Source organism: Streptomyces sp. KMM 9044, assembly GCF_024701375.2.
GTDB lineage: Bacteria > Actinomycetota > Actinomycetes > Streptomycetales > Streptomycetaceae > Streptomyces.
On the sequence record NZ_CP113910.1, the window covers coordinates 6,061,643 to 6,080,865 of the forward strand.

The window sequence follows — 19,223 nt, forward strand, 5'->3', positions numbered from 1 at the left end:
CTCTTCCCTTTCCCTTCCACCCGACATACCGACCGGTTAGTCTGGCGCGGTGCGTCGCGTCGCACGACGACGCGCCGAGCGATCGGGACGGCTGGTGGCCCTGCGGTCACGTGGCCGAGGAGCAACCGGGCAGCCGCGCCGAAGGAGCCGATGATGGAAGCCGTACAGGGTGCGAAGGTGGTCGTCACGGGAGCCGGAGGCGGCATCGGGGCGGCACTCGCCCGCCGCTTCGCCGGCCGGGGGGCCCAGGTCGTCGTCAACGACCTGGACGCCGACCGCGCCAAGGCCGTCGCCGACGAGATCGGCGGCATCGCGCTCCCGGGCGACGCCTCGTCCGTCGTCCCCGACGCCCGGGACGCGCTCGGCGGCACGATCGACGTCTACTGCGCCAACGCCGGCGTCGGCCGCGACGGCGGGGGACCCGGCGACCCGCTCGACGAGCAGGGCTGGGCACTCTCCTGGGACGTCAACGTCATGGCCCACGTCCGCGCGGCGCACACGCTGCTCCCGGACTGGCTGGAGCGCGGCAGCGGCCGCTTCGTCTCCACCGTCTCCGCCGCCGGACTGCTCACCATGATCGGCACGGCCCCCTACAGCGTCACCAAGCACGGTGCCTATGCCTTCGCAGAGTGGCTGTCGCTGACGTACCGTCACCGTGGAGTGAAAGTCCACGCGATCTGCCCGCAGGGCGTGCGCACCGACATGCTCACCGCCAGCGGCAGCGCGGGCGACCTGGTCCTCGGGCCGACCGCGATCGAGCCGGACGACGTGGCCGACGCCCTGTTCCACGGTATCGACGAGGACCGCTTCCTGATCCTGCCGCACCCCGAGGTCGCGGAGTACTACCGGGCCCGCGCCGCCGACCCGGAACGCTGGCTCGGCGGAATGAACCGCATCCAGCGGCACTGGGAGTCCACCAGGTGATGCCGGACGACACCAGGTGACGCCGGTGCGCGGGAGGCCCCGCGTACCGCGATGCGGTCCTGCCCGGCGCGCCGGGGCCGAGGGATGGGAAGATCCCCGTCGGGGACGGACCGGGTCCCCGGGCCGACTGCGAGCGGCAATACCAGCAGTGTGTGACGACGACCGGCAGTGACACGGAAGGCAGGTGGCGGAAGTGCCCAGGACGACGGACGGCGACGGGCCCCCGGTGCCGCAGCGGCTCCTGGCCGCCGCCACCCGGCTCTTCGCCGAGCAGGGATACGACCGTACTTCGGTACAGGAGATCGTCGAGGTGGCCGGAGTCACCAAGGGCGCGCTCTACCACTACTTCGGCTCCAAGGACGACCTGCTGCACGAGATCTACGCACGCGTGCTGCGCGTCCAGCAGGAGCGTCTGGACGCCTACGCGAACGCCGACGAGCCGGTCGACAAGCGCCTGCGGGGCGCGGCGGCGGACGTCGTGGTCACGACGATCGAGAACCTCGACGACGCGTCGATCTTCTTCCGCTCCATGCACCACCTGAGCCCGGAGAAGAACAAGCAGGTACGGGCCGAGCGCCGCCGCTACCACGAGCGCTTCCGCGCGCTGGTGGAGGAGGGCCAGGCGGCCGGCGTGTTCTCCACGGCCACCCCGGCCGACCTGGTGGTGGACTACCACTTCGGCTCGGTCCACCACCTGTCGACCTGGTACCGCCCCGACGGCCCCCTCACCCCGCAGCAGGTCGCCGACCACCTCGCCGACCTGCTGCTGCGCGCCCTGCGCCCCTGAGGCGCAGCAGGGCCCACCGGGGCCGGTGGGCCCCGGGTCCGCACCTCCTACCGGTACTTCTTGATCTCCCGCCGTGCCAGCGACCGCTGGTGCACCTCGTCCGGGCCGTCGGCGATCATCAGGGTCCGCGCGGCGGCGTACAGCTCGGCCAGCGGGTGGTCCTGACTGACCCCGCCCGCTCCGTACAGCTGGATGGCCCGGTCGAGGATGCCGACGACCGTGCGCGGAGTGGCGATCTTGATGGACTGGATCTCGGTGTGCGAGCCCCGGTTGCCGACGGTGTCCATCATCCAGGCCGTCTTCAGTACCAGCAGGCGCACCTGTTCGACGGCGACCCGCGCGTCCGCGATCCAGTTCTGCACGACACCCTGCTGGGCCAGCGACTTGCCGAAGGCCTCACGGGACACGGCCCGCCTGCACATCAGCTCGATCGCCCGCTCGGCCATGCCGATCAGCCGCATGCAGTGGTGGATCCGGCCGGGACCGAGCCGTGCCTGGGCGATGGCGAAGCCGCCGCCCTCCTCGCCGATCAGGTTCGGCACCGGCACGCGCGCCTGGTCGAAGACCACCTCGGCATGGCCGCCGTGGTAGTGGTCCTCGTAGCCGAACACCTGCATGGCACGCTTGATCGTGACGCCCGGGGTGTCGCGCGGCACCAGGAGCATGGACTGCTGACGCCGGATGTCCGCCCCGTCGGGGTCGGTCTTGCCCATCACGATGAAGATCCTGCAGTCCGGGTGCATCGCCCCGGAGATGTACCACTTGCGGCCGGTGACGACGTACTCGTCGCCGTCCCGCTCGATGCGCGTGGTGATGTTGGTGGCGTCGGAGGACGCCACGTCCGGCTCGGTCATCGCGAACGCCGAGCGGATCCCACCGGCCAGCAGCGGCTCCAGCCACTGCTTCTTCTGCTGTTCGTCGCCGAACTGCGCCAGCACCTCCATGTTGCCGGTGTCGGGCGCCGCGCAGTTCGTCGCCGTGGGCGCCAGCTGCGGGGAGCGGCCCATGATCTCGGCGAGTGGCGCGTACTGGAGGTTGGTGAGCCCGGCACCGTACGCGGAGTCGGGCAGGAACAGGTTCCACAGGCCCTGCCTGCGCGCCTCGGCCTTGAGCTCCTCCACCACGGGGGTGTTCGCCCACGGCGAGTCCAGCGCGGCGCGCTGCTCGTCGGCGATGTGCTCGGCGGGGAGGACGTGCTCGTCCATGAAGGCGAGAAGCCTGGCCCGCAGTTCCTCGGTGCGTGCGTCGAACGTGAAGTCCATGGTTCAGCCCTTCCGGAGGCCTTCGCGAAGCGTGGTCAGACCGTGCTCGATGAAAACGGGGACGAGATCGCCGATGCGGTCGAAGCCGGGGCCGACGGTCTGTCCCAGCGTGTAGCGGTAGTGGATGCCCTCGAGGATCACCGCGAGCTTGAACCAGGCGAACGCGGTGTACCAGGAGACCGCGCAGACGTCGCGGCCCGAACGGGCGGCGTACCGTTCGATCAGCTCGGTGGGCGACGGATGCCCGGGGGCCTCGGCGGTCGTGGAGACCGGGGAGTCGGGCATGCCCAGCGGCATGCCGTACATCACCAGCAGGCCGAGGTCGGTCAGCGGATCGCCGAGCGTGGACATCTCCCAGTCGAGGACCGCCCGGATCGAGTCGGTGCCCCCGTCGGCGCTCGCGATCAGGACGTTGTCCAGGCGGTAGTCGCCGTGCACCACGGCCGGTGCGGGGGAGCGGGGCAGCTCCCGGCCGAGCGCGGCGTGCAGTTCGTCGATCCCGGCCAGGTCCCGGTTGCGGGAGGCGTCCAGTTGCTTGCCCCAGCGTCGCAGCTGCCGGTCCAGGAAGCCCTCGGGACGGCCGAAGCCCGCCAGGCCCACCTCGTCGGGGTCCACGGCGTGCAGGTCGACCAGCGTGTCCACCAGGCCGAGCACCGCCTGCCGGGTGCGCTCCGGGCCGAGCGGCGCCAGCTGGCCGGCCGTCCGGTACGGGGTGCCCTCGACGAACTCCATGACGTAGAAGGGCGCCCCCAGTACCTCCTCGTCCTCGCACAGCAGGACGGTGCGGGGTACCGGGACGGGGGTGGAGTGCAGCGCGCTGATCACCCGGTGCTCGCGCCTCATGTCGTGCGCGGTGGCCAGGACATGGCCGAGCGGAGGACGCCGTACCACCCACTTGGCGGTGCCGTCGGAGACTGTGTACGTGAGGTTCGACCGGCCGCCCTCGATCAGCCGGCCGGAGAGCGGGCCGTTCACCAGGCCGGGCCGTTCCCGGGCGAGCAGCGCGCCCAGCCGGTCGAGATCCAGTCCGGGCGGGTGGTCGGGGCTCATACGCGCTCCTACGGGCCGGTGACAGTACCGAACATATGATGCCGACCAGTCGGTATGCAGTCCAGGGCGGGGGTGAAACGTGATCGGGGCCACGAGCCGGGGATCGGTCCGCACCCCGGGTGCGACCAGGTCATCCACTTGCGCCGCGGGAGGCAACGGCGAAGGCTCGGACCCATGAAAGCGATCAGCTATGCACAGTACGGCGGCCCCGAGGTACTCGAACTCACGGAGATGCCGGAGCCCCGGGTCGGCCCCGACTCCGTGCTCGTGAAGGTGCGGGCGGCGGCCGTCAACCCCGTCGACTGGAAGTGCCGCGAGGGCCACCTCGACCAGATCCTGAGCCCGGTGTTCCCCGTCGTTCCGGGCTGGGACGTCTCGGGCGTGGTGGTACGGCCGGGCGCCGCCGCCCCCGAGTTCGCCGCCGGTGACGAGGTCATCGGCTACGTGCGCGAGGACTTCCTCTCCCGCGGCACCTTCGCCGAGTACGTGGCCGCCCCGGTGCGCGCCCTCGCGCGCAAGCCGCGCAGCCTGTCCTTCGAGGAGGCCGCCGGACTGCCCCTCGTGGGACTCACCGCCCACCAGATGCTGCACAAGGTCCTTCGGGTGAGGCGCGGCGAGACCGTCCTGGTGCACGCCGCGGCCGGCGGTGTCGGCTCCGTCGCCGTCCAGCTCGCCGCACACCTCGGCGCCCGCGTCATCGGTACGGCCAGCGAGCGCAACCACGACTTCGTCCGAAGCCTGGGCGGGGAACCGGTGACCTACGGCGACGGCCTCGCCGAGCGGCTGCGGGGCCTCGCCCCGGGCGGTGTGGACGCCGTGTTCGACTCGGTCGGCGGTGACGCCCTGAAGGACTCCGCCACGGCCCTGGCGTCCGGGGGCCGCCTCGCGTCGATCACCGACCCCGCCGTCGTGGAGTACGGCGGCCGCTACTGGTTCGTCCGCCCCGATCCGCAGGACCTCGGGCACCTGTCCGAACTGGCGGAACGGGGCGTCGTGAGCGTGCACGTCTCCGAGACGTTCCCGCTGGAACGCGCGGCGGACGCCCACCGCCTCAACCAGGAGGGCCGGACCAGGGGGAAGATCGTCGTGACGGTGGACGAGGGGACGGACAACGGATAGACGGCGGACGGGGCGGCGGCGGAAGACCGGCAGCCCGTCGGGCCGGGCGCCCGTCGGCCGCGTACGTCGTCAGCTCCGGAGGACGAGGGCCGCCCCGCACACGGCCAGGGCCGCGATGCAGAGCACCGCCGCGGTGAGGTTCTGCGGGGCGGGCCCGGCCGGGGCGCCGGTGGCCGCGAGGGTGCCGATCCGCCGGTGGGCGATCAGGAGAAACCCCAGCCAGCAGGCGCAGCACAGCGCGCACAGAACCACCCCGGCGGCCGACACCCCGCCGTGCAGCGCGGTCCGCACCGCCAGCACGGACGCGACCGTGCACGTCAGGGTCGTACGGCGCCAGGCGAGCCGGGTCCGCTCGGGCTGCAGCCCGGGGTCCCGGTCCGCCCGCACCCCGGCCGGCCCGGTCATCCGTCCCACCCGGCGAGCACCACGACGACCATCGCCAGCGCGACGGCGGCGACGACCATGCTCAGCAGCACCGGGAACCGGGACACCGGCAGGTCCTCGCCGCGCCGCATGGCCCGCTCGCAGCGCACCCAGTGGTTGACCGCGCGCAGCGCGCACAGCACCCCCGCGGAGAGCAGCGCCAGCGCGAGCCCGACCCGCCAGCCCCAGCGCAGGTCCGGCAGGAACTGGTCCACGGCGAAGCCGCCGCCGACCAGCGCGAGCGCGGTCCGCAGCCAGGCCAGGAACGTGCGCTCGTTCGCCAGGGAGAACCGGTAGTCGGGCGTATCCCCTTCCTCCCGCACGTCCTGGGGCGCGAACCACAACCGGACGTTCCGTATGAAGTCGATCACTCCGCGACCCTACCCGGAGGCCGGGACGTGGGCGTGGCCGGTGTGGCTCACCGGCTCGGGCCGTCCGGCTGCCCGCGGTGGGCCCTGAGGCGTTCGTACGCTTCCAGGCCGTCCGGAGTCCACGCCCACTCGCCCAGACGGCGCTCCAGCTCCGGCCCGGTCAGGAAGGCATGCCAGGCCACCTCCTCGGCCCGGGGCTTCACCGGCAGGTCGCAGCGGACCTCGTGGACCGCCGACCACCAGCTCCGTTTGCCACCGTCGTCGTAGAGGAACGTGAAGAGGAACGTGGGCTGCGGCAGCCCGGACACGCCCAGCTCCTCCTCGGTCTCCCGCAGGGCGGCCTCGGCGTAGCTCTCGCCGGTGCCCACGACACCGCCGACGAACATGTCGTACAGGGAGGGGTGGACGAGCTTGGTCGCCGTGCGCCGGTGTACGAAGATCCGGTCCTCGGCGTCCCTGACCAGGATGAACGCGCAACGGTGCCGCAGACCTCGCGCGTAGGCCTCACCGCGTGGGGCCCGGCCGGTCACCCGGTCGTTCTCGTCCACGATGTCGAGGATCTCGTCGGCGGCGGGCACGGGACGGTCGGCGGCAGCCATGCACCCATCGAAGCAGGGTCCGCGCCGAGCCCGTCCACGCGGGTCCCCAGGACCTGCCGTGTGGCAAGCGACATGCCCGTGACGCCGGCTGACGCGTGTAATGCCTCGGGTGCCCTTGACGTCAACTGTTGGCTGGCGATTCACTGTCCGTGATCAGTCCATGGCTGACGGCATCCGGCCGCTGTCGTACGGGCCGACCGCCCGCCATGGGCCGAGCCACCGGAAGAGCGCGTGAGGAAGTCCGCGGTGCCCCCACCCCCGCCTCCCCTCGGCCGTCCCCGCAGACGGGCGGCACAGACCTTCGACGAGGCCCTCGACGACGGCGAACTCGTCGCCGCGCGAGCAGCGCTGGCACAGGGCCGGTGGCAGAACAGCCGCTCGCTGCTGGTGCGCACGGGGGACGACTGGGACCGCCGCGGCCACCGGATCACGGTGCTCGCCCGGGAACCCTCCTGTGCCGCCTGGGCCCGCGACTGGCTGCTCGCCGACCCCGACTCCGGGGACGGGGCCGTCCTGCTCGCCCTGGCCCAGGTGCGGCGCGCCCTGCGCGGCAAGGAGAAGCCCGCCCCCGCGCGCGAGGCCTGCCACCGGGCCGCCGCCGCGCTGCCCGCCGACCCCACTCCCTGGCTCGGCCTGCTCCTGCTGGAGTACGCCCAGGGCGCCGAGGGGGACGCGGTCCGGGTCTTCGAGCAGGTCCGCTCCCGGTACGCGGACCACCATCACGCACACCATCTGGTGGTCGCCTGGCTCGCCGAACGCCGTGTGGAGGCGGGCCGGGACCCGCTGCACGAGGTCTACGACTTCGCCAACTGGTCCGCGGAGCAGGCGCCCGCGGACTCGCCCCTGGCGATCCTGCCGGTCATCGCGCACGCCGAGCGCTACCGCGCCCTCGCCGCCGCCGGGCACGAGCGGGCCGACCCGGCAGCCTCCGGACACTGGGCGGGCCGCCGGGCCCGGCAGGTGATGAAGGCCGCCTTCGACTGGTGGCTGGAGTGGGAGCACGAGGACCACCCGCGCCGCCTGATCGACCTGAACTTCCTCGCCCACGCCAAGATCTGCGAGGGCCGGGGCGCCGAGGCCGCCGCCCTGTTCCACCGGATCGGTGACAAGGTCACCCCGGCTCCCTGGTCGTACCCCGACCGTGACCCGCTCACCGCCTTCCGTACCGCACGGGCCGCCGCCCTCGGCACCGGATGAGCCCCTGCGCGACCCCTGCGAACCGCTCAGGAACACCCGGCCCGCTCCCTCCGGCACACGGCAACCACTCCCGACGCAAGGACGGTTCTCCCGATGACGACGGACGGTTCGCGCACGAGCAGATCCGCAGCGGACGGCATCAGCACCTTCAAGGGACAGGAGCGCGCCCTGCGTGCGGACCGGCTCGGCACGGGCGGTCTGCTGCTCTCCGTGCTCGCCGCGACCGCCCCCCTCATGGTGGTCGCGGGTGTCATGCCCACCACATTCGCGGTGATGGGCATCGTCGGGCAGCCGCTGCTCTTCGTCCTCCTCGGCGTCGTACTGGTGCTCTTCAGCCTCGGCTACGCCGAGATGAGCCGGCACGTCCACAACGCGGGCGCCTTCTACGCGTACATCTCCCGCGGCCTCGGCGGCACCGCCGGCGCGGGCGCCGCGATGGTCGCGCTGGTCGCCTACAACGCCCTCCAGGTCGGCATCCACGGCATCTTCGGCTTCGAGGTCTCCGGGCTCCTCGCCACCTACGCCGGCCTCGAGGTCGCCTGGTGGACACCGTCGCTGGTGGCCCTGGCCGCCGTCGGCACGCTGGGCTGGCTGAAGATCGACGTCAACGCGCGCGTGCTCGGCGTCCTGCTGGTCGTCGAGGTGCTCCTGGTGGTCGTCTTCGACGTCGCCGCCATCGCCGATCCGGGCGGGGAAGGGCTGTCGCTGCACGCCTTCGCCCCGGACACCCTCACCGGCGCCGGTGTCGGCACCGCCCTGTGCTTCTGCATCGCCGCCTTCCTCGGCTTCGAACAGGCCCCGGTGTATGCGGAGGAGACCAGCAGGCCGCACGTCCTGGTGCCCCGCGTGATGTTCCTGGCCGTCACCGGCGTCGCCGTGTTCTTCGCGATCAGCAGCTGGGCCCTCACCGTCGCCACCGGTCCCGCGGGCATCGTCGTCACCTCGCAGGAGCAGAGCGCGGGACTGCTGTTCCTCCTCACCGAGTCCCGGCTCGGCGGCACCTTCACGGACGTCCTGCACGTCCTCTTCGTCACCGGCATGTTCGCCGCGATGCTCAGCTTCCACAACGTCGTCGCCCGGTACGCCTTCGCCATGGGCCGCGAGGGCCTGCTGCCCGCCGCCTTCGGCCGCACCACCGGCACCAGCGGTGCCCCCGGCACCGGCTCGCTGCTCCAGACGGGCATCGCCGCGGTGCTCGTCGTCGCCTTCGCGCTCACCGACGACAAGCCGGCCGGCGACCCGACCGCGCCCGTCCTGCGCCTGTTCACCTGGTTCGGCAACGTCGGCGCCCTCGGTGTGATCGTCCTGATGGCGATCGCCTCGCTGTCCGTCGTCGTCTTCTTCGTCCGCCGCGGTGCCGCGGGCGCCCAGGTCTGGCGGCTGGTCACCTCGGCGCTCTCCGGCCTCGCCCTGGCCGTGATCGCCGGCTACACCGTCAAGGACTTCGACGTGCTCGTCGGCACCGGCCCCGACTCCGCCCTGAGCCTGCTGCTGCCCGGCATCATCGGGCTGGCCCTCGTCGCCGGCCTGGTCCAGGGCCTGGTCCTGCGTCTCCGTGCCCCCGGGACACACGCCCGTATCGGGCTCGGCAACGAGGCGTTCCAGCTGGACAAGGAGGCCGAGCGCACACCGTAGGCCCACACGGACGGGGCGGGCGGTCCGCACGGCCGGCCGCCTTACGGAAGTCTGACGGGCACCCGCGACCCCTGGCCCCACCGGGGGCACGGGTGCTCGAATGGCACGGTGAACCCCGAACGGCCGGAAGCACGCGACCATCCGGACGACCGCGAACGGCCCGCGGCACGCGACCGGCCGGACGACCGCGAACGGCCCGCGGCGCACGACCGGCCGGACGACCGGGAGCGGTTCGCGGCGCACGACCGGCCGGACGACCGGGAGCGGTTCGCGGCGCACGACCGGCCGGACGACCGGGAGCGGTTCGCGGCGCACGAGCGGCCGGACGGCCGGGAGCGGTTCGCGGCACGCACACCGCCCGACGAGGAGACGCCCGACGGCCGCGGCCGGCCCGTCGGCCGCCGGGTCCTCCTGGGCACCCTCGGACTCGGCGCCCTCGGCGTGGCCGCCGCCCCCGTACTCCAGCGCGGACTGGAGTCCTTCCTCGCCGGGGCCTCCGACAAGGACCCCACCGGCCTGACCGGCCTGCTCCCGAACGGCGGCGGCTTCCGCTACTACTCCGTCACCTCCTCCGTCCCGCGGAAGAACGCCGGGACCTACCGCCTCACCGTCGACGGCCTGGTCGACCGTCCCGCCTCCTACACCCTGGCCGACCTGTCGGCCCTGCCGCAGACCCGCATGGTCCGCGACGTCCAGTGCGTCACCGGCTGGCGGGTGCCCCGTACACCGTTCGAGGGGGTACGCCTGTCCCGCCTCCTGGACGCGGCGGGCGTGCGCGCCACGGCCGGCGCGGTGCGCTTCACCTGCTTCGACGGCGCCTACTCGGAGAGCCTCACCCTCGCCCAGGCCCGCCGGGCGGACGTCCTGGTCGCCCTGCGCATGCAGGACGAGGACCTCGGCCACGCCCACGGCGGCCCGGTCCGCCTCTACGTCGCCCCCATGTACTTCTACAAGTCGGCCAAGTGGCTCTCCGGCATCACCGTCACCGAGGACGTCGAGCCCGGCTACTGGGAGCAGCGCGGCTACGACACCGACGCCTGGGTCGGCCGCTCGAACGGACGCGACGATGAACCCACGGACTGACCTGCCGCCCACCGCCGTCGCCACCACGACCGGCGTCCCGCGCTTCACCCGCGCCGCGCGGTGGGCGCACCGCACCACGGCCGCGCTGACGGGCCTCTGCGTGTTCACCGCCGCCTGTCTGTACGTCCCCCCGCTCGCCCAGCTGGTCGGACGCCGCGCCCTGGTGGTCACCGTCCACCAGTGGTCCGGGCTCGCGCTGCCGGTACCGGTCCTGGCCGCACTGCTCTCCCGGGCCTTCCGCGCCGACCTGGGCCGGCTGAACCGCTTCGGCCCGCACGACCGCACGTGGCTGCGGGCCGCGCTGCGCCGCGACGGACGCCCCTCGCAGCGGCCGGCCGGAAAGTTCAACGCCGGACAGAAGATCTACGCGGCCTGGACCGCCGGCGCCACGCTGGTGATGCTCGGCACCGGTCTGATGATGTGGTTCACCCACCTGACCCCGCTGGTGTGGCGCACCGGCGCGACCTTCGTCCACGACTGGCTGGCCCTCACCCTCGGCATCGTCCTCGCCGGCCACATCGGCATGGCCCTGGCCGACCCGGAGGCCCGGCGGGGCATGCGCACCGGCACCGTCGACCGCGACTGGGCACGGCGCGAGCATCCGCTGTGGCGTCCCTGACCACAGGACGGACGGCCGGCGTGGTGACCGGCTAAATGACCAACGACAGCAGCAGCACCAGCGCCCCGGCGACCACCGAGATGATCGTCTCCATGACCGACCAGGTCTTGACGGTCTGGCCGACACTCAGCCCGAAGTACTCCTTGACCAGCCAGAAACCGGCGTCGTTGACATGGCTGAAGAAGACCGAGCCGGCACCGATGGCGAGCACCAGCAGAGCGGCGTGCGGGGTCGACATGTCGGCCGCGAGCGGTGCCACCAGGCCGGCCGCCGAGATGGTCGCCACGGTCGCGGAACCGGTCGCCAGCCGGATCGCCACCGCGATCAGCCAGCCGAGCAGCAGGGCCGGGATCGACCAGTCCTCGGAGATGTCGAGCACCATCCGACCCACACCGGAGTCGATCAGGGTCTGCTTGAAGCCGCCGCCCGCGCCGACGATCAGCAGGATGCCGGCGATCGGGGCGAGGCCCTTCTCGACCAGTCCCGAGATCCGCTCCTTGCTGAACCCGGCGGGCAGGACCAGCGTGAAGATGCCGACGAGCACGGACGCGAGCAGGGCGATCATCGGGGAGCCGATGACGTTGAAGACCCGCTGAACGCCGTTCTCCGGGTCGTCGACGACGATCTCCACCAGGGCCCTGGCCAGCATCAGCACGACCGGCAGCAGAATGGTCGCCAGCGTCGGACCGAACCCGGGACGCTTCTCCAGGTCCTCGGAGGGGCGCTGAGGGATCATCCGGTCCGGGGCGGGGACGTCCACCCAGCGGGCGGCGTACGTGGAGAAGACCGGACCGGCGATGATCACCGTCGGGACGGCGACGAGCACGCCCAGCGCGAGCGTCACGCCGAGGTTGGCGTCGAGCGCGTCGATCGCGACCAGCGGGCCGGGGTGCGGAGGCACCAGCCCGTGCATCACGGACAGGCCGGCGAGCGCCGGGACGCCGATCCGCATCAGCGAGTAGTTGCCGCGCTTGGCGACCATCAGGACGACCGGGATCAGCAGCACGACGCCGACCTCGAAGAACAGCGGCAGACCGATCACCGAGGCGATCAGCACCATCGCCCACGGCATGGTGCGGCCGTTGGCTCTGGCGAGGATCGTGTCGACGATCTGGTCGGCGCCGCCCGAGTCGGCGAGCATCTTGCCGAGGATCGCCCCGAGGGCGATGAGCACGCCGACACCGGCGACGGTGGAACCGAGCCCGGCGCTGAAACTGGTGATGACCTTGTCCAGCGGCGCCCCGGCGAACGCGCCGAGTGCCAGCGAACCGATGGTCAGCGCCAGGAAGGCGTGCAGTTTGAAGCGGGTGATGAGCACGACGATGACGGCGATGCCCGCCAGGACGGCGATGCCCAGCTGAGCGTGGCCGGCCGAGGTGATCGGCTCGGGTGCGTCCGCTGCCAGCAGCTCGACACTGAGTCTGGTCACGGTGAATCCCTTGTGAGTACGGGGAGTGGGGGGAGCGGGGGAGTGGGGGGAACCGGAGAGAAGGCCGGACCGGGTGCCGGCTGCTCCGGGCGGGGGCTAGGAGGCCGCTTCGGAGAGGTCCGCGAGGGCGGCGACCGCCTGTTCGGTGATCTCCTCGGGGCTGCCCGTGACCTCCACGGCGACCCCGCGCTCGTCCGGCTCCAGCGGCTGGAGCGTGGCGAACTGGGAGTCGAGCAGCGCCGTGGGCATGAAGTGCCCCTCGCGGTGCGACATCCGGTCCTCGATCAGCGCACGGTCACCCGTGAGGTGCACGAAGACCACGCCGGGCGCGGCCGCCCGCAGCCGGTCGCGGTACGACCGCTTCAGCGCCGAGCAGCTGACCACGCCGCCGAGGCCGCCCCGTCCGTGCGCCCACCCGCCGATGGCGTCCAGCCAGGGCCGGCGGTCGTCGTCGTCGAGCGGGGTGCCCGCCGACATCTTGGAGACGTTGGCCGGGGGGTGGAAGTCGTCGCCCTCGGCGTAGGGGACGCCGTACCGGGCCGCGAGCAGGGGACCGATGGTGGTCTTGCCGGTGCCCGCGACGCCCATGACCACTACGACATGGGGGATGTTCATCGCTGCCTCACAGTCTGCTGTCGTCGTCGACAACCTGATGTCGAGGCAACTGAAACTCAAAGGTAAGACAAATACAAGGGGGTGTGACACATAAGTCTGACCTTTGGAACCTGTGATCCGCCCCGTACTCTGAGTGGATGAGCACCACGGGCCGGGGTCTGCACGGCCGCGTACTGGACACCCTCGGCCCCGAGATCACAGCGGGCGAATACCCGCCGGGCAGCGTGCTGCGCACCGACGAACTCGCCCAGCGTTTCGACGTGTCGCGGTCCGTGATGCGTGAAGTGGTGCGCGTCCTGGAGTCCATGCACCTCGTCGAGTCCCGGCGCCGGGTGGGGGTGACGGTCCGCCCGGCCCGCGACTGGAACGTGTACGACCCCCAGGTCATCCGCTGGCGGCTGGCCGGCGCGGACCGCCCCCGGCAACTGCGCTCGCTCACGGTGCTGCGCTCGGCCGTCGAACCGGTCGCGGCGGGACTCGCCGCCCGCAACGCCACCGCCGAGCAGTGCGCCGAACTCACCGAGTGCGCCCTCGGCATGGTCGCCCACTCGCGCGGCCACCGGCTGGAGGGCTACCTCTTCCACGACATGGCCTTCCACCGCGTCATCCTCACCGCGTCCGGCAACGACATGTTCGCCCGCCTCGGCGACGTCGTCGCCGAGGTCCTCGCCGGACGCACCCGTCACGACGTGATGTTCGAGGACCCCGACCCGGCCGCGGTCACCCTGCACGTCCGGGTAGCCGAAGCGGTCCGCGAGCGCGACGCCGCCCGCGCGGAGGAACTGACCCGCGAGATCACCGTGGGCGCACTCCAGGAACTGGACACCCTGGCCCCGTGACCGTGACCGTGACCGTGACCGTGACCGGGCCGGGGCGTCGCCTCGCCCGGTCCGCCGCGCCGGCCCGGCCGGCCTACTTGGACTCGGCTCGGCCGAGCGGGTCGGGGCCGGCCGCCAGCGCGTCGCACGCCTCCTGCCAGGCCGGGTCCCCCGGGCGGAACCGGCTGCGCAGGTAGGCCCAGGTGAGCCGCGCCACCGCGGCGACCCGCGCGGGGTTCTCGTCCGTGGTCTCGGCGACGTCGTAACCGGAGATCCCGCCGAGCCCGTGCTCCGCGCCGAACAGGGTGAGCAGCGACTTCGGTCCCGGCGCGAGGGTGTACGGATCGGCGTGCCAGCCCGGACCGCGGACCGTCAGATGGGCGGAGTCGTCCCGGTCGCCGGCGACCACGAGCGCGGGCGTGGCCATCCCGGAGAAGTCCGTGGTCAGGAAGAAGGGCAGGTTCTCGGCCACGGAGAGGGTGAGGGCGTCGCCCCCTCGGCCGGGTGCGGCGAGCAGCACCCCCGCCCCGATCCGGGGATCGGTCAGGTCCACTTCCTTTCCGTCGTCCGGATCGGTGAGCCGGGCGCCCAGCAGCAGACTCGCGGTGTGTCCGCCCATCGAGTGCCCGGCCACCGCCACGCTCTCGCGGTCCACCCGCCCGCGCAGCTGCGGCACCGCGGCCTCGATCGCGTCGAACCCGTCGAGGACGCGTGTCATGTCCTCGGCCCGTGACCGCCAGTGCAGGGGCGCCCCGGGCGTGGCGGGGTCCAGGTCCAGTGTCCTCGAACTGAGATGGGTCGGCTGGACGACGACGAAGCCGTGCGCCGCCCAGAAGTGGGCGAGCGGAGCGTAGCCGTTCAGCGAGGAGAGGTGGTTCGAGTAGCCCTGGCCGTGCGAGAGGAGGACGACCGGCAGGCCGCCCCCGGCCACGGGCGCGGAGACCCGGACCTCCAGGTCCACCGCCCGGCCGGGAGCCGGTACCACCACCGGACTGACGGAGAAGACGGGGGCGGGGGCGGGGAGGGCTGCGCGGGCAGGGGAGGTCGGTGTACTCATGCGGGGGTTCCCTTTCGATGGCCTCCGGCGCCGGCGCCCGCTCGCGTGCGGCCGACGGTGGTCGAGGCGGTCGGAAGCGTCCGGTTCCGGCCATGCCGATAAGCGGAACGCTGTTCCAATTACGATACGGAACAGCGTTCCGCTCTGTCAACGGCGGTCCGGAACGAGGGGGGACGGGCGGGGCCGGTGGGCGGGAGCCCTCTGTGCGGGGGGCAGCTGAGCGGGGTCGGGTGAGCGGGAGCCGGGCGGGCGGGCTCAGCCCGGGAACTCCCCGTCGAGGTACGTCCATGCCCCGTCCACCCGCTCGAAGCGGCTCCGCTCGTGCAGCGAGCCGCCCCGGTAGGAGGCCCGGAAGGTCACCGTCCCGGTGGAGTGGAAGGCGGACCCGGCGGCCGCCTCCAGGATCTCCAGTCCGGTCCACCGCATCCCGGGATCGAGGTCGATCCGCTCCGGCCGCGTCCGCGGATGCCAGGTCCGCAGCAGATAACCGGCGTCCAGCCGTACGAAGGCGCAGTACCGCGACCGCATCAGCCGCTCGGCGGTCGGCGCGGCGGCCGCCCCCGTGTGGAAGCGCCCGCAGCACGCCTCGTAGGTCTCGGGGAGCCCGCAGGGGCAGGAACGAGTGGTCATGGTGCTCATTCTGTCCGGTCGCCTCCGGGGCCCGGAGCGCAGGAGCTGCGCCCGTCGTCGACGGCGCGGTTGCCGTGCCCTGCGTCCCCCCTGAGCAGCGGGCACGCTGCCGCGGCCGGATGCAGCGCTGGGCCGACACACTCGCCGGACCTGAGGGATCGTCGGCGCAGCCGCTCCCCGTGCGGCTCCTGGTGGCCGGTTCGCCCGTCCAGCTCCTGACCGCAGGGGTCCGGGACGAGACGACCACAGCCGGCGCGAGGGTCTGGGCGGTCTTCTCGGTGCTCTCGATCCCCGGGGCGGACCGGACGACGGGACGGCGGAACAGCAGGCCCCGCCCGGGACCGGACGGCGCGTGGACGCGGTGGCCGGCCGTACTGATGACCCTGCTCGGCCAGGACGCCACCTTCACCGGTGGCGGTGAGCGCGACGTGCCGGCCGGAGGATCTGGAGGCGATGCGGCACCACCGCAACGAGCTGCAGACGACGCGCAAGGCCGGAGACTTCGACCGGGGACACAAGATCGCCCTGAAGGTGATGGCCATGCGAAGCCGCCTGGGGGAGGACGTCTACCAGGTGATGAGCGCCTTGGCCTTCGCTTCACAGAACGGCGTGAACCCGGCGTTGCAACAACGCATCCGCCAGGCCGGCGAAGGGCTGACCGAGGCCGTCCGGCAGGGCGACCTCTCCCGCACGGACGCTGCCAAGTCCCGCATCTCGGACCTCTACCGGGAAATGCGCCGGGACCAGGCGGAGCTCCGTGCTCCTAACCGCCAGACCGTACGTCCGGAGAAGTCGGCGCGCTGAGCCGGGCGGTCGGGCAGGCGGCTGCCGGAGAAAGCTCCGCCCAGACGGTCTTGCCGGGTGCGGAGGGCCGTGGGTTAGTGCCCCAGCGGGTGGCCAGCCGGGCCACCAGGAGCAGTCCCCGGCCCGACTCCGCGTCACCGGGCGCTTCATGGACGGACGAGGGTGGCCGTTGCTCGCTGCGGGTGTCCGTCACCTCGATGCGGAGTGTCTCCGGCGCCGCGGTCAGCCGGAGGTGGAAGTCCCGGCCGGGGACGTGACCGTGCCGCACGGCGTTGGAGGTGAGTTCGGCCGCGATCAGGGTCAGGGTCTCGTTGACGGGGGAGTCGTACGGGTGCCCCCACTGGTCGAGCCGGTGCGAGACGAGACGCCGGGCGAGACGGGCACCGCGTGGGGTGGAGGTGAACTGCATGGCGAACTCGTGCGGGGAGGCCGGGACTTCCGGCGCCTGGGCGGTGGTGGTGTCCGAGGTTTTCATGGCGGTGAGCCTGCCGAAGGCAATACGGCGCTGACCAGCGGAAACGCCTGTACTGGCTGGGGCTGTACAGGTGGTCGCCAAGTGCGTACACACAGAGGCGAGTTCTCGTACGAGGGAACGTGTGGGCGTTCGGGGGGCCAGCCATTCGTCACTGCGCGTAGCGTGAAACATCGCGCTGCGTACACGGTTCCGTCCTGTACGGCCGCGTACCAGAACCGTGGGTGATGAGGTGCCGGAGGCGGCGGGCATGGTGGAACAGGACGACGGGGCGAGCTTCCTGCGGTGCTTCGGGCGGCAGATGAGGCTCCTGCGGGAGCGGGCCGGGCTGACGCGGAGAGAGCTGGGGTCCCGGCTCGGTTACGGGGAGGACCAGATCACGTCGGTCGAACTCGGCCGGCGCATCCCCAAACCCGAGCTGATCGACAAGGCGGACGAGGTACTGGACGCCGGGGGCGTCCTGCGGGCGATGAAGGAAGAGGTCGCGCGGGCGCGGTATCCGGCGTTCTTCCGGGATGCGGCGCGACTGGAGGCCGAGGCGGTCGAGTTGCAGGTGTACGACACCCACATGGTCAACGGCCTCCTGCAGACGGAGGAGTACACGCGTGGGGTGTTGCGCATGCGCCGACCGCTCCTGAAGGAGGAGACGATTGAAGAGCGGGTAGCGGCGCGTCTGGCTCGCCAGGAAATCCTCAACAAGTGGCCGGCTCCTCTGTTCAGTTTCGTCATGGAGGAGTCCGTACTGCTGCGGCGACTCGGTGGAACCTCCGTGGTGCGGGGGCAGTTGGAGCAGATCCTTCTGATTGGAGAGAAGCGCAACGTTGAGGTGCAACTCATGCCGCTCGATCGTGAGGACAACGCGGGCGTGGACGGCGGGTTCACGGTGTTCTCCTGCAAGGGAGGAGAGCAGTTCGGCTACACAGAAGCGCAAGGACGTAGCACACTGGTGACTTCTCGCGAAGAGGTCCGCGCACTTGCTGCCCGCTATGGGATCATCCGTGCGCAGGCCCTCACCCCGTGTGAGTCTCTGGCCTACATCGAGAAGTTGCTGAGGGAGCTATGAACGCCCGAGGGATCACGCCCATGGCCCAGGACCTGCGGTGGTTCAAGAGCAGCTACAGCGGTGCCGAGGGCGGCCAGTGCGTAGAAGTGGCCGCTTCGCGACAGGCCGTCCACGTCCGTGACTCAAAGATCGTCACTGGCCCCGCGCTCACTGTGACTCCCGCCGCGTGGACGGCCTTCACCGGCTTCGCAGCGTGCCCCGGTGGCGAGGTCTGACCCGGTTCGCCCGACACATCTTGCAGCCCGCCCGTGGCCACTGCGTCCGCGAGGAAGGGCCAGTCTCCGGATGTGCAGGAACAGTGAACCGAGCCGCTGATGACCTCGCTTGTCCGCTCGGGTCGGGACAGTGTGGGGGGAACGGTGCTGCAGCCGCTCAGGGCGGGTGATCCCAGGCGGATCGGCGGCTTCCGGCTGGATGGCCGCCTGGGCCAGGGCCCGAGGGGTGTGGTGTACCTCGGGTACCGCTCGACCCCCTCTCTGTCACAGTAGGCCGGGTCGGGCATACCGGATGATTCGCTGAGTCGAGGGCGGAGAAGGAGTAGTGCCCGGGTGGCCAGCACCAACGACCACGGGATCCCTGATCCGCAGGTGGAGGTAGCGGTAGGCGGTGGAGGCCGACAGTGCCGGCATCGCGATCGCAGTGAGCAACCACCGCTTACCGGGAAGGGCTCAATGGCGCGTCGCCGTCGACAAGGGTGACCTCGAGGACGCCGCGGACTGCGCGGCCACCATCTGGGAACAGCCGACCGCGGACGTCGTCCACGCCATGTTCCACCAGGCGCTCGCCCCCGGTGCCGAAGACGTCTTCGCGGACGAGTCCGAGGCTCTCGCTCTGCTGCGTGACCTGGAGGTTCGCACAGCTCTTCTGCCTGGGACCTGACCTGGTCGTGTCTGCCCGCGGGAAAGCCGTCAGCCCTACGGGAAACGATGAAGGGCCCTTGGTCACCAAGGGCCCTTCCTTCATCTTGCTGGTGTCCGAGGGGGGACTTGAACCCCCACGCCCGTTAAAGGGCACTAGCACCTCAAGCTAGCGCGTCTGCCATTCCGCCACCCGGACAAGGTGTCTGACGCGCGGGTTTCCCCCGCAGCGACGACGTAAACATTACCAGGCTTTCCGGGGTGGCCGATCACCCCCGGCGGGTGCCCGGCCCGGGTGTGCCCCGTTCCCGGGGGGACGCCGTGCGACGGGCCGGGTCCGGTCTTGGGGCGGGGCCGCGCAGGGGGGAGGATGAGGGGAGACCCACGAGCAGTGACGGCGTGCGGGGAA

General features: G+C 71.9%; 22 protein-coding genes and 1 tRNA gene. 12 read left to right on the plus strand and 11 right to left on the minus strand.

The annotated features are described in order from the left end of the window. Nucleotides 1-150 precede the first annotated feature (150 nt). Together HUV60_RS27400 and HUV60_RS27405 are read left to right on the plus strand one after the other, a co-directional pair. Nucleotides 151-924, plus strand: a complete 774-nt coding sequence (locus HUV60_RS27400; RefSeq protein ID WP_257849860.1) for an SDR family oxidoreductase — start codon at nucleotides 151-153, stop codon at nucleotides 922-924. A gap of 193 nt (nucleotides 925-1,117) precedes the next feature. Further along, nucleotides 1,118-1,711: a TetR/AcrR family transcriptional regulator gene (locus HUV60_RS27405; RefSeq protein WP_257849861.1), complete on the plus strand. Its 594-nt coding sequence runs from the start codon at nucleotides 1,118-1,120 to the stop codon at nucleotides 1,709-1,711. Between the two features lie 47 nt (nucleotides 1,712-1,758). On the opposite strand, the gene HUV60_RS27410 is transcribed toward HUV60_RS27405, so the two are convergent. Both HUV60_RS27410 and HUV60_RS27415 read right to left on the minus strand, forming a co-directional pair. Then, entirely contained in the window at nucleotides 1,759-2,973 is a 1,215-nt protein-coding gene (locus tag HUV60_RS27410; protein WP_257849862.1) for an acyl-CoA dehydrogenase family protein, read from the minus strand. Nucleotides 2,974-2,976: 3 nt separating this feature from the next. Beyond that, nucleotides 2,977-4,023 (minus strand): phosphotransferase family protein, encoded by a 1,047-nt coding sequence (locus tag HUV60_RS27415; protein WP_257849863.1) that lies wholly within the window; start codon nucleotides 4,021-4,023, stop codon nucleotides 2,977-2,979. A gap of 174 nt (nucleotides 4,024-4,197) precedes the next feature. Between HUV60_RS27415 and HUV60_RS27420 the strand changes: the two genes are divergently transcribed. Next, nucleotides 4,198-5,142, plus strand: a complete 945-nt coding sequence (locus tag HUV60_RS27420) for an NADP-dependent oxidoreductase (RefSeq protein WP_257849864.1) — start codon at nucleotides 4,198-4,200, stop codon at nucleotides 5,140-5,142. 69 nt (nucleotides 5,143-5,211) lie between these two features. Here the strand turns inward: HUV60_RS27420 and HUV60_RS27425 are convergent, their stop codons facing one another. Genes HUV60_RS27425 through HUV60_RS27435 form a run of 3 tightly spaced genes read right to left on the minus strand, consistent with a single transcriptional unit; the run spans nucleotide 5,212 to nucleotide 6,535 of the window. Continuing rightward, a complete protein-coding gene (locus HUV60_RS27425) occupies nucleotides 5,212-5,547 on the minus strand; it encodes a DUF202 domain-containing protein (RefSeq protein WP_257849865.1) in 336 nt (111 codons plus the stop codon). Beyond that, nucleotides 5,544-5,936, minus strand: a complete 393-nt coding sequence (locus HUV60_RS27430) for a YidH family protein (protein WP_257849866.1) — start codon at nucleotides 5,934-5,936, stop codon at nucleotides 5,544-5,546. The genes HUV60_RS27425 and HUV60_RS27430 overlap by 4 nt, the downstream gene beginning before the upstream one ends. A gap of 47 nt (nucleotides 5,937-5,983) precedes the next feature. Further along, nucleotides 5,984-6,535, minus strand: coding sequence for an NUDIX hydrolase (locus tag HUV60_RS27435; protein ID WP_443047433.1), 552 nt, complete (start codon nucleotides 6,533-6,535; stop codon nucleotides 5,984-5,986). Nucleotides 6,536-6,781: 246 nt separating this feature from the next. On the opposite strand from HUV60_RS27435, the gene HUV60_RS27440 reads away from it, so the two are divergent. The 4 genes from HUV60_RS27440 (at nucleotide 6,782) to HUV60_RS27455 (ending at nucleotide 11,069) form a co-directional block, all read left to right on the plus strand. Then, nucleotides 6,782-7,732, plus strand: a complete 951-nt coding sequence (locus tag HUV60_RS27440) for a hypothetical protein (protein WP_257849867.1) — start codon at nucleotides 6,782-6,784, stop codon at nucleotides 7,730-7,732. Between the two features lie 93 nt (nucleotides 7,733-7,825). Continuing rightward, nucleotides 7,826-9,367 carry an APC family permease gene (locus HUV60_RS27445; RefSeq protein ID WP_257849868.1) on the plus strand — a complete coding sequence of 514 codons (1,542 nt, stop codon included), beginning with the start codon at nucleotides 7,826-7,828 and terminating at the stop codon, nucleotides 9,365-9,367. 411 nt (nucleotides 9,368-9,778) lie between these two features. Next, nucleotides 9,779-10,450 carry a molybdopterin-dependent oxidoreductase gene (locus HUV60_RS27450; protein WP_257850282.1) on the plus strand — a complete coding sequence of 224 codons (672 nt, stop codon included), beginning with the start codon at nucleotides 9,779-9,781 and terminating at the stop codon, nucleotides 10,448-10,450. Further along, on the plus strand, nucleotides 10,434-11,069 hold the full coding sequence (locus tag HUV60_RS27455) for a cytochrome b/b6 domain-containing protein (protein WP_257849869.1): 636 nt from the start codon (nucleotides 10,434-10,436) through the stop codon (nucleotides 11,067-11,069). The genes HUV60_RS27450 and HUV60_RS27455 overlap by 17 nt, the downstream gene beginning before the upstream one ends. Before the next feature lie 31 nt (nucleotides 11,070-11,100). Here the strand turns inward: HUV60_RS27455 and HUV60_RS27460 are convergent, their stop codons facing one another. Next, nucleotides 11,101-12,498: a GntP family permease gene (locus HUV60_RS27460; protein ID WP_257849870.1), complete on the minus strand. Its 1,398-nt coding sequence runs from the start codon at nucleotides 12,496-12,498 to the stop codon at nucleotides 11,101-11,103. A 96-nt stretch (nucleotides 12,499-12,594) separates the two neighbouring features. Then, the gene (locus HUV60_RS27465; protein ID WP_062195018.1) at nucleotides 12,595-13,113 is read right to left on the minus strand and encodes a gluconokinase; all 519 of its coding nucleotides are present in this window, start codon (nucleotides 13,111-13,113) and stop codon (nucleotides 12,595-12,597) included. A 137-nt stretch (nucleotides 13,114-13,250) separates the two neighbouring features. Between HUV60_RS27465 and HUV60_RS27470 the strand changes: the two genes are divergently transcribed. Beyond that, complete coding sequence (locus HUV60_RS27470; RefSeq protein ID WP_062195016.1) at nucleotides 13,251-13,952, plus strand: FadR/GntR family transcriptional regulator; 702 nt, start codon at nucleotides 13,251-13,253, stop codon at nucleotides 13,950-13,952. Between the two features lie 73 nt (nucleotides 13,953-14,025). On the opposite strand, the gene HUV60_RS27475 is transcribed toward HUV60_RS27470, so the two are convergent. Together HUV60_RS27475 and HUV60_RS27480 are read right to left on the minus strand one after the other, a co-directional pair. Then, entirely contained in the window at nucleotides 14,026-14,988 is a 963-nt protein-coding gene (locus tag HUV60_RS27475) for an alpha/beta hydrolase family protein (protein ID WP_257849871.1), read from the minus strand. Nucleotides 14,989-15,243: 255 nt separating this feature from the next. Beyond that, nucleotides 15,244-15,618: a YchJ family protein gene (locus HUV60_RS27480; protein WP_107449564.1), complete on the minus strand. Its 375-nt coding sequence runs from the start codon at nucleotides 15,616-15,618 to the stop codon at nucleotides 15,244-15,246. A gap of 417 nt (nucleotides 15,619-16,035) precedes the next feature. Here HUV60_RS27480 and HUV60_RS27485 point away from each other — a divergent pair, with 417 nt between their 5' ends. Next, nucleotides 16,036-16,422: a hypothetical protein gene (locus tag HUV60_RS27485; RefSeq protein ID WP_257849872.1), complete on the plus strand. Its 387-nt coding sequence runs from the start codon at nucleotides 16,036-16,038 to the stop codon at nucleotides 16,420-16,422. On the opposite strand, the gene HUV60_RS27490 is transcribed toward HUV60_RS27485, so the two are convergent. Further along, nucleotides 16,382-16,897 carry an ATP-binding protein gene (locus HUV60_RS27490; RefSeq protein ID WP_256082255.1) on the minus strand — a complete coding sequence of 172 codons (516 nt, stop codon included), beginning with the start codon at nucleotides 16,895-16,897 and terminating at the stop codon, nucleotides 16,382-16,384. The two genes, HUV60_RS27485 and HUV60_RS27490, sit on opposite strands and share 41 nt — an antisense overlap. A 247-nt stretch (nucleotides 16,898-17,144) precedes the next feature. On the opposite strand from HUV60_RS27490, the gene HUV60_RS27495 reads away from it, so the two are divergent. The 3 genes from HUV60_RS27495 to HUV60_RS27505 all read left to right on the plus strand — a co-directional run bounded on the left by HUV60_RS27495 (nucleotide 17,145) and on the right by HUV60_RS27505 (nucleotide 18,836). Then, the gene (locus HUV60_RS27495) at nucleotides 17,145-17,957 is read left to right on the plus strand and encodes a helix-turn-helix domain-containing protein (protein ID WP_103543636.1); all 813 of its coding nucleotides are present in this window, start codon (nucleotides 17,145-17,147) and stop codon (nucleotides 17,955-17,957) included. Then, nucleotides 17,954-18,172 carry a DUF397 domain-containing protein gene (locus tag HUV60_RS27500; protein ID WP_257849873.1) on the plus strand — a complete coding sequence of 73 codons (219 nt, stop codon included), beginning with the start codon at nucleotides 17,954-17,956 and terminating at the stop codon, nucleotides 18,170-18,172. Before HUV60_RS27495 ends, HUV60_RS27500 begins: the two co-directional genes overlap by 4 nt. A 391-nt stretch (nucleotides 18,173-18,563) precedes the next feature. Beyond that, nucleotides 18,564-18,836, plus strand: coding sequence for a hypothetical protein (locus HUV60_RS27505; RefSeq protein ID WP_257849874.1), 273 nt, complete (start codon nucleotides 18,564-18,566; stop codon nucleotides 18,834-18,836). An 89-nt stretch (nucleotides 18,837-18,925) separates the two neighbouring features. On the opposite strand, the gene HUV60_RS27510 is transcribed toward HUV60_RS27505, so the two are convergent. Next, nucleotides 18,926-19,013: transfer RNA gene (locus tag HUV60_RS27510), tRNA-Leu, on the minus strand. Nucleotides 19,014-19,223 lie beyond the last annotated feature (210 nt).

Bases quoted from the DNA above. Each gene is read 5' to 3' on its own strand.
- HUV60_RS27400 (WP_257849860.1), top strand. From the start codon at position 151: ATGATGGAAGCCGTACAGGGTGCGAAGGTGGTCGTCACGGGAGCCGGA.
- HUV60_RS27410 (WP_257849862.1), bottom strand. From the start codon at position 2,973: ATGGACTTCACGTTCGACGCACGCACCGAGGAACTGCGGGCCAGGCTT.
- HUV60_RS27415 (WP_257849863.1), bottom strand. From the start codon at position 4,023: ATGAGCCCCGACCACCCGCCCGGACTGGATCTCGACCGGCTGGGCGCG.
- HUV60_RS27420 (WP_257849864.1), top strand. From the start codon at position 4,198: ATGAAAGCGATCAGCTATGCACAGTACGGCGGCCCCGAGGTACTCGAA.
- HUV60_RS27425 (WP_257849865.1), bottom strand. From the start codon at position 5,547: ATGACCGGGCCGGCCGGGGTGCGGGCGGACCGGGACCCCGGGCTGCAG.
- HUV60_RS27435 (WP_443047433.1), bottom strand. From the start codon at position 6,535: ATGGCTGCCGCCGACCGTCCCGTGCCCGCCGCCGACGAGATCCTCGAC.
- HUV60_RS27445 (WP_257849868.1), top strand. From the start codon at position 7,826: ATGACGACGGACGGTTCGCGCACGAGCAGATCCGCAGCGGACGGCATC.
- HUV60_RS27455 (WP_257849869.1), top strand. From the start codon at position 10,434: ATGAACCCACGGACTGACCTGCCGCCCACCGCCGTCGCCACCACGACC.
- HUV60_RS27465 (WP_062195018.1), bottom strand. From the start codon at position 13,113: ATGAACATCCCCCATGTCGTAGTGGTCATGGGCGTCGCGGGCACCGGC.
- HUV60_RS27470 (WP_062195016.1), top strand. From the start codon at position 13,251: ATGAGCACCACGGGCCGGGGTCTGCACGGCCGCGTACTGGACACCCTC.
- HUV60_RS27475 (WP_257849871.1), bottom strand. From the start codon at position 14,988: ATGAGTACACCGACCTCCCCTGCCCGCGCAGCCCTCCCCGCCCCCGCC.
- HUV60_RS27480 (WP_107449564.1), bottom strand. From the start codon at position 15,618: ATGACCACTCGTTCCTGCCCCTGCGGGCTCCCCGAGACCTACGAGGCG.
- HUV60_RS27490 (WP_256082255.1), bottom strand. From the start codon at position 16,897: ATGAAAACCTCGGACACCACCACCGCCCAGGCGCCGGAAGTCCCGGCC.
- HUV60_RS27495 (WP_103543636.1), top strand. From the start codon at position 17,145: ATGGTGGAACAGGACGACGGGGCGAGCTTCCTGCGGTGCTTCGGGCGG.
- HUV60_RS27500 (WP_257849873.1), top strand. From the start codon at position 17,954: ATGAACGCCCGAGGGATCACGCCCATGGCCCAGGACCTGCGGTGGTTC.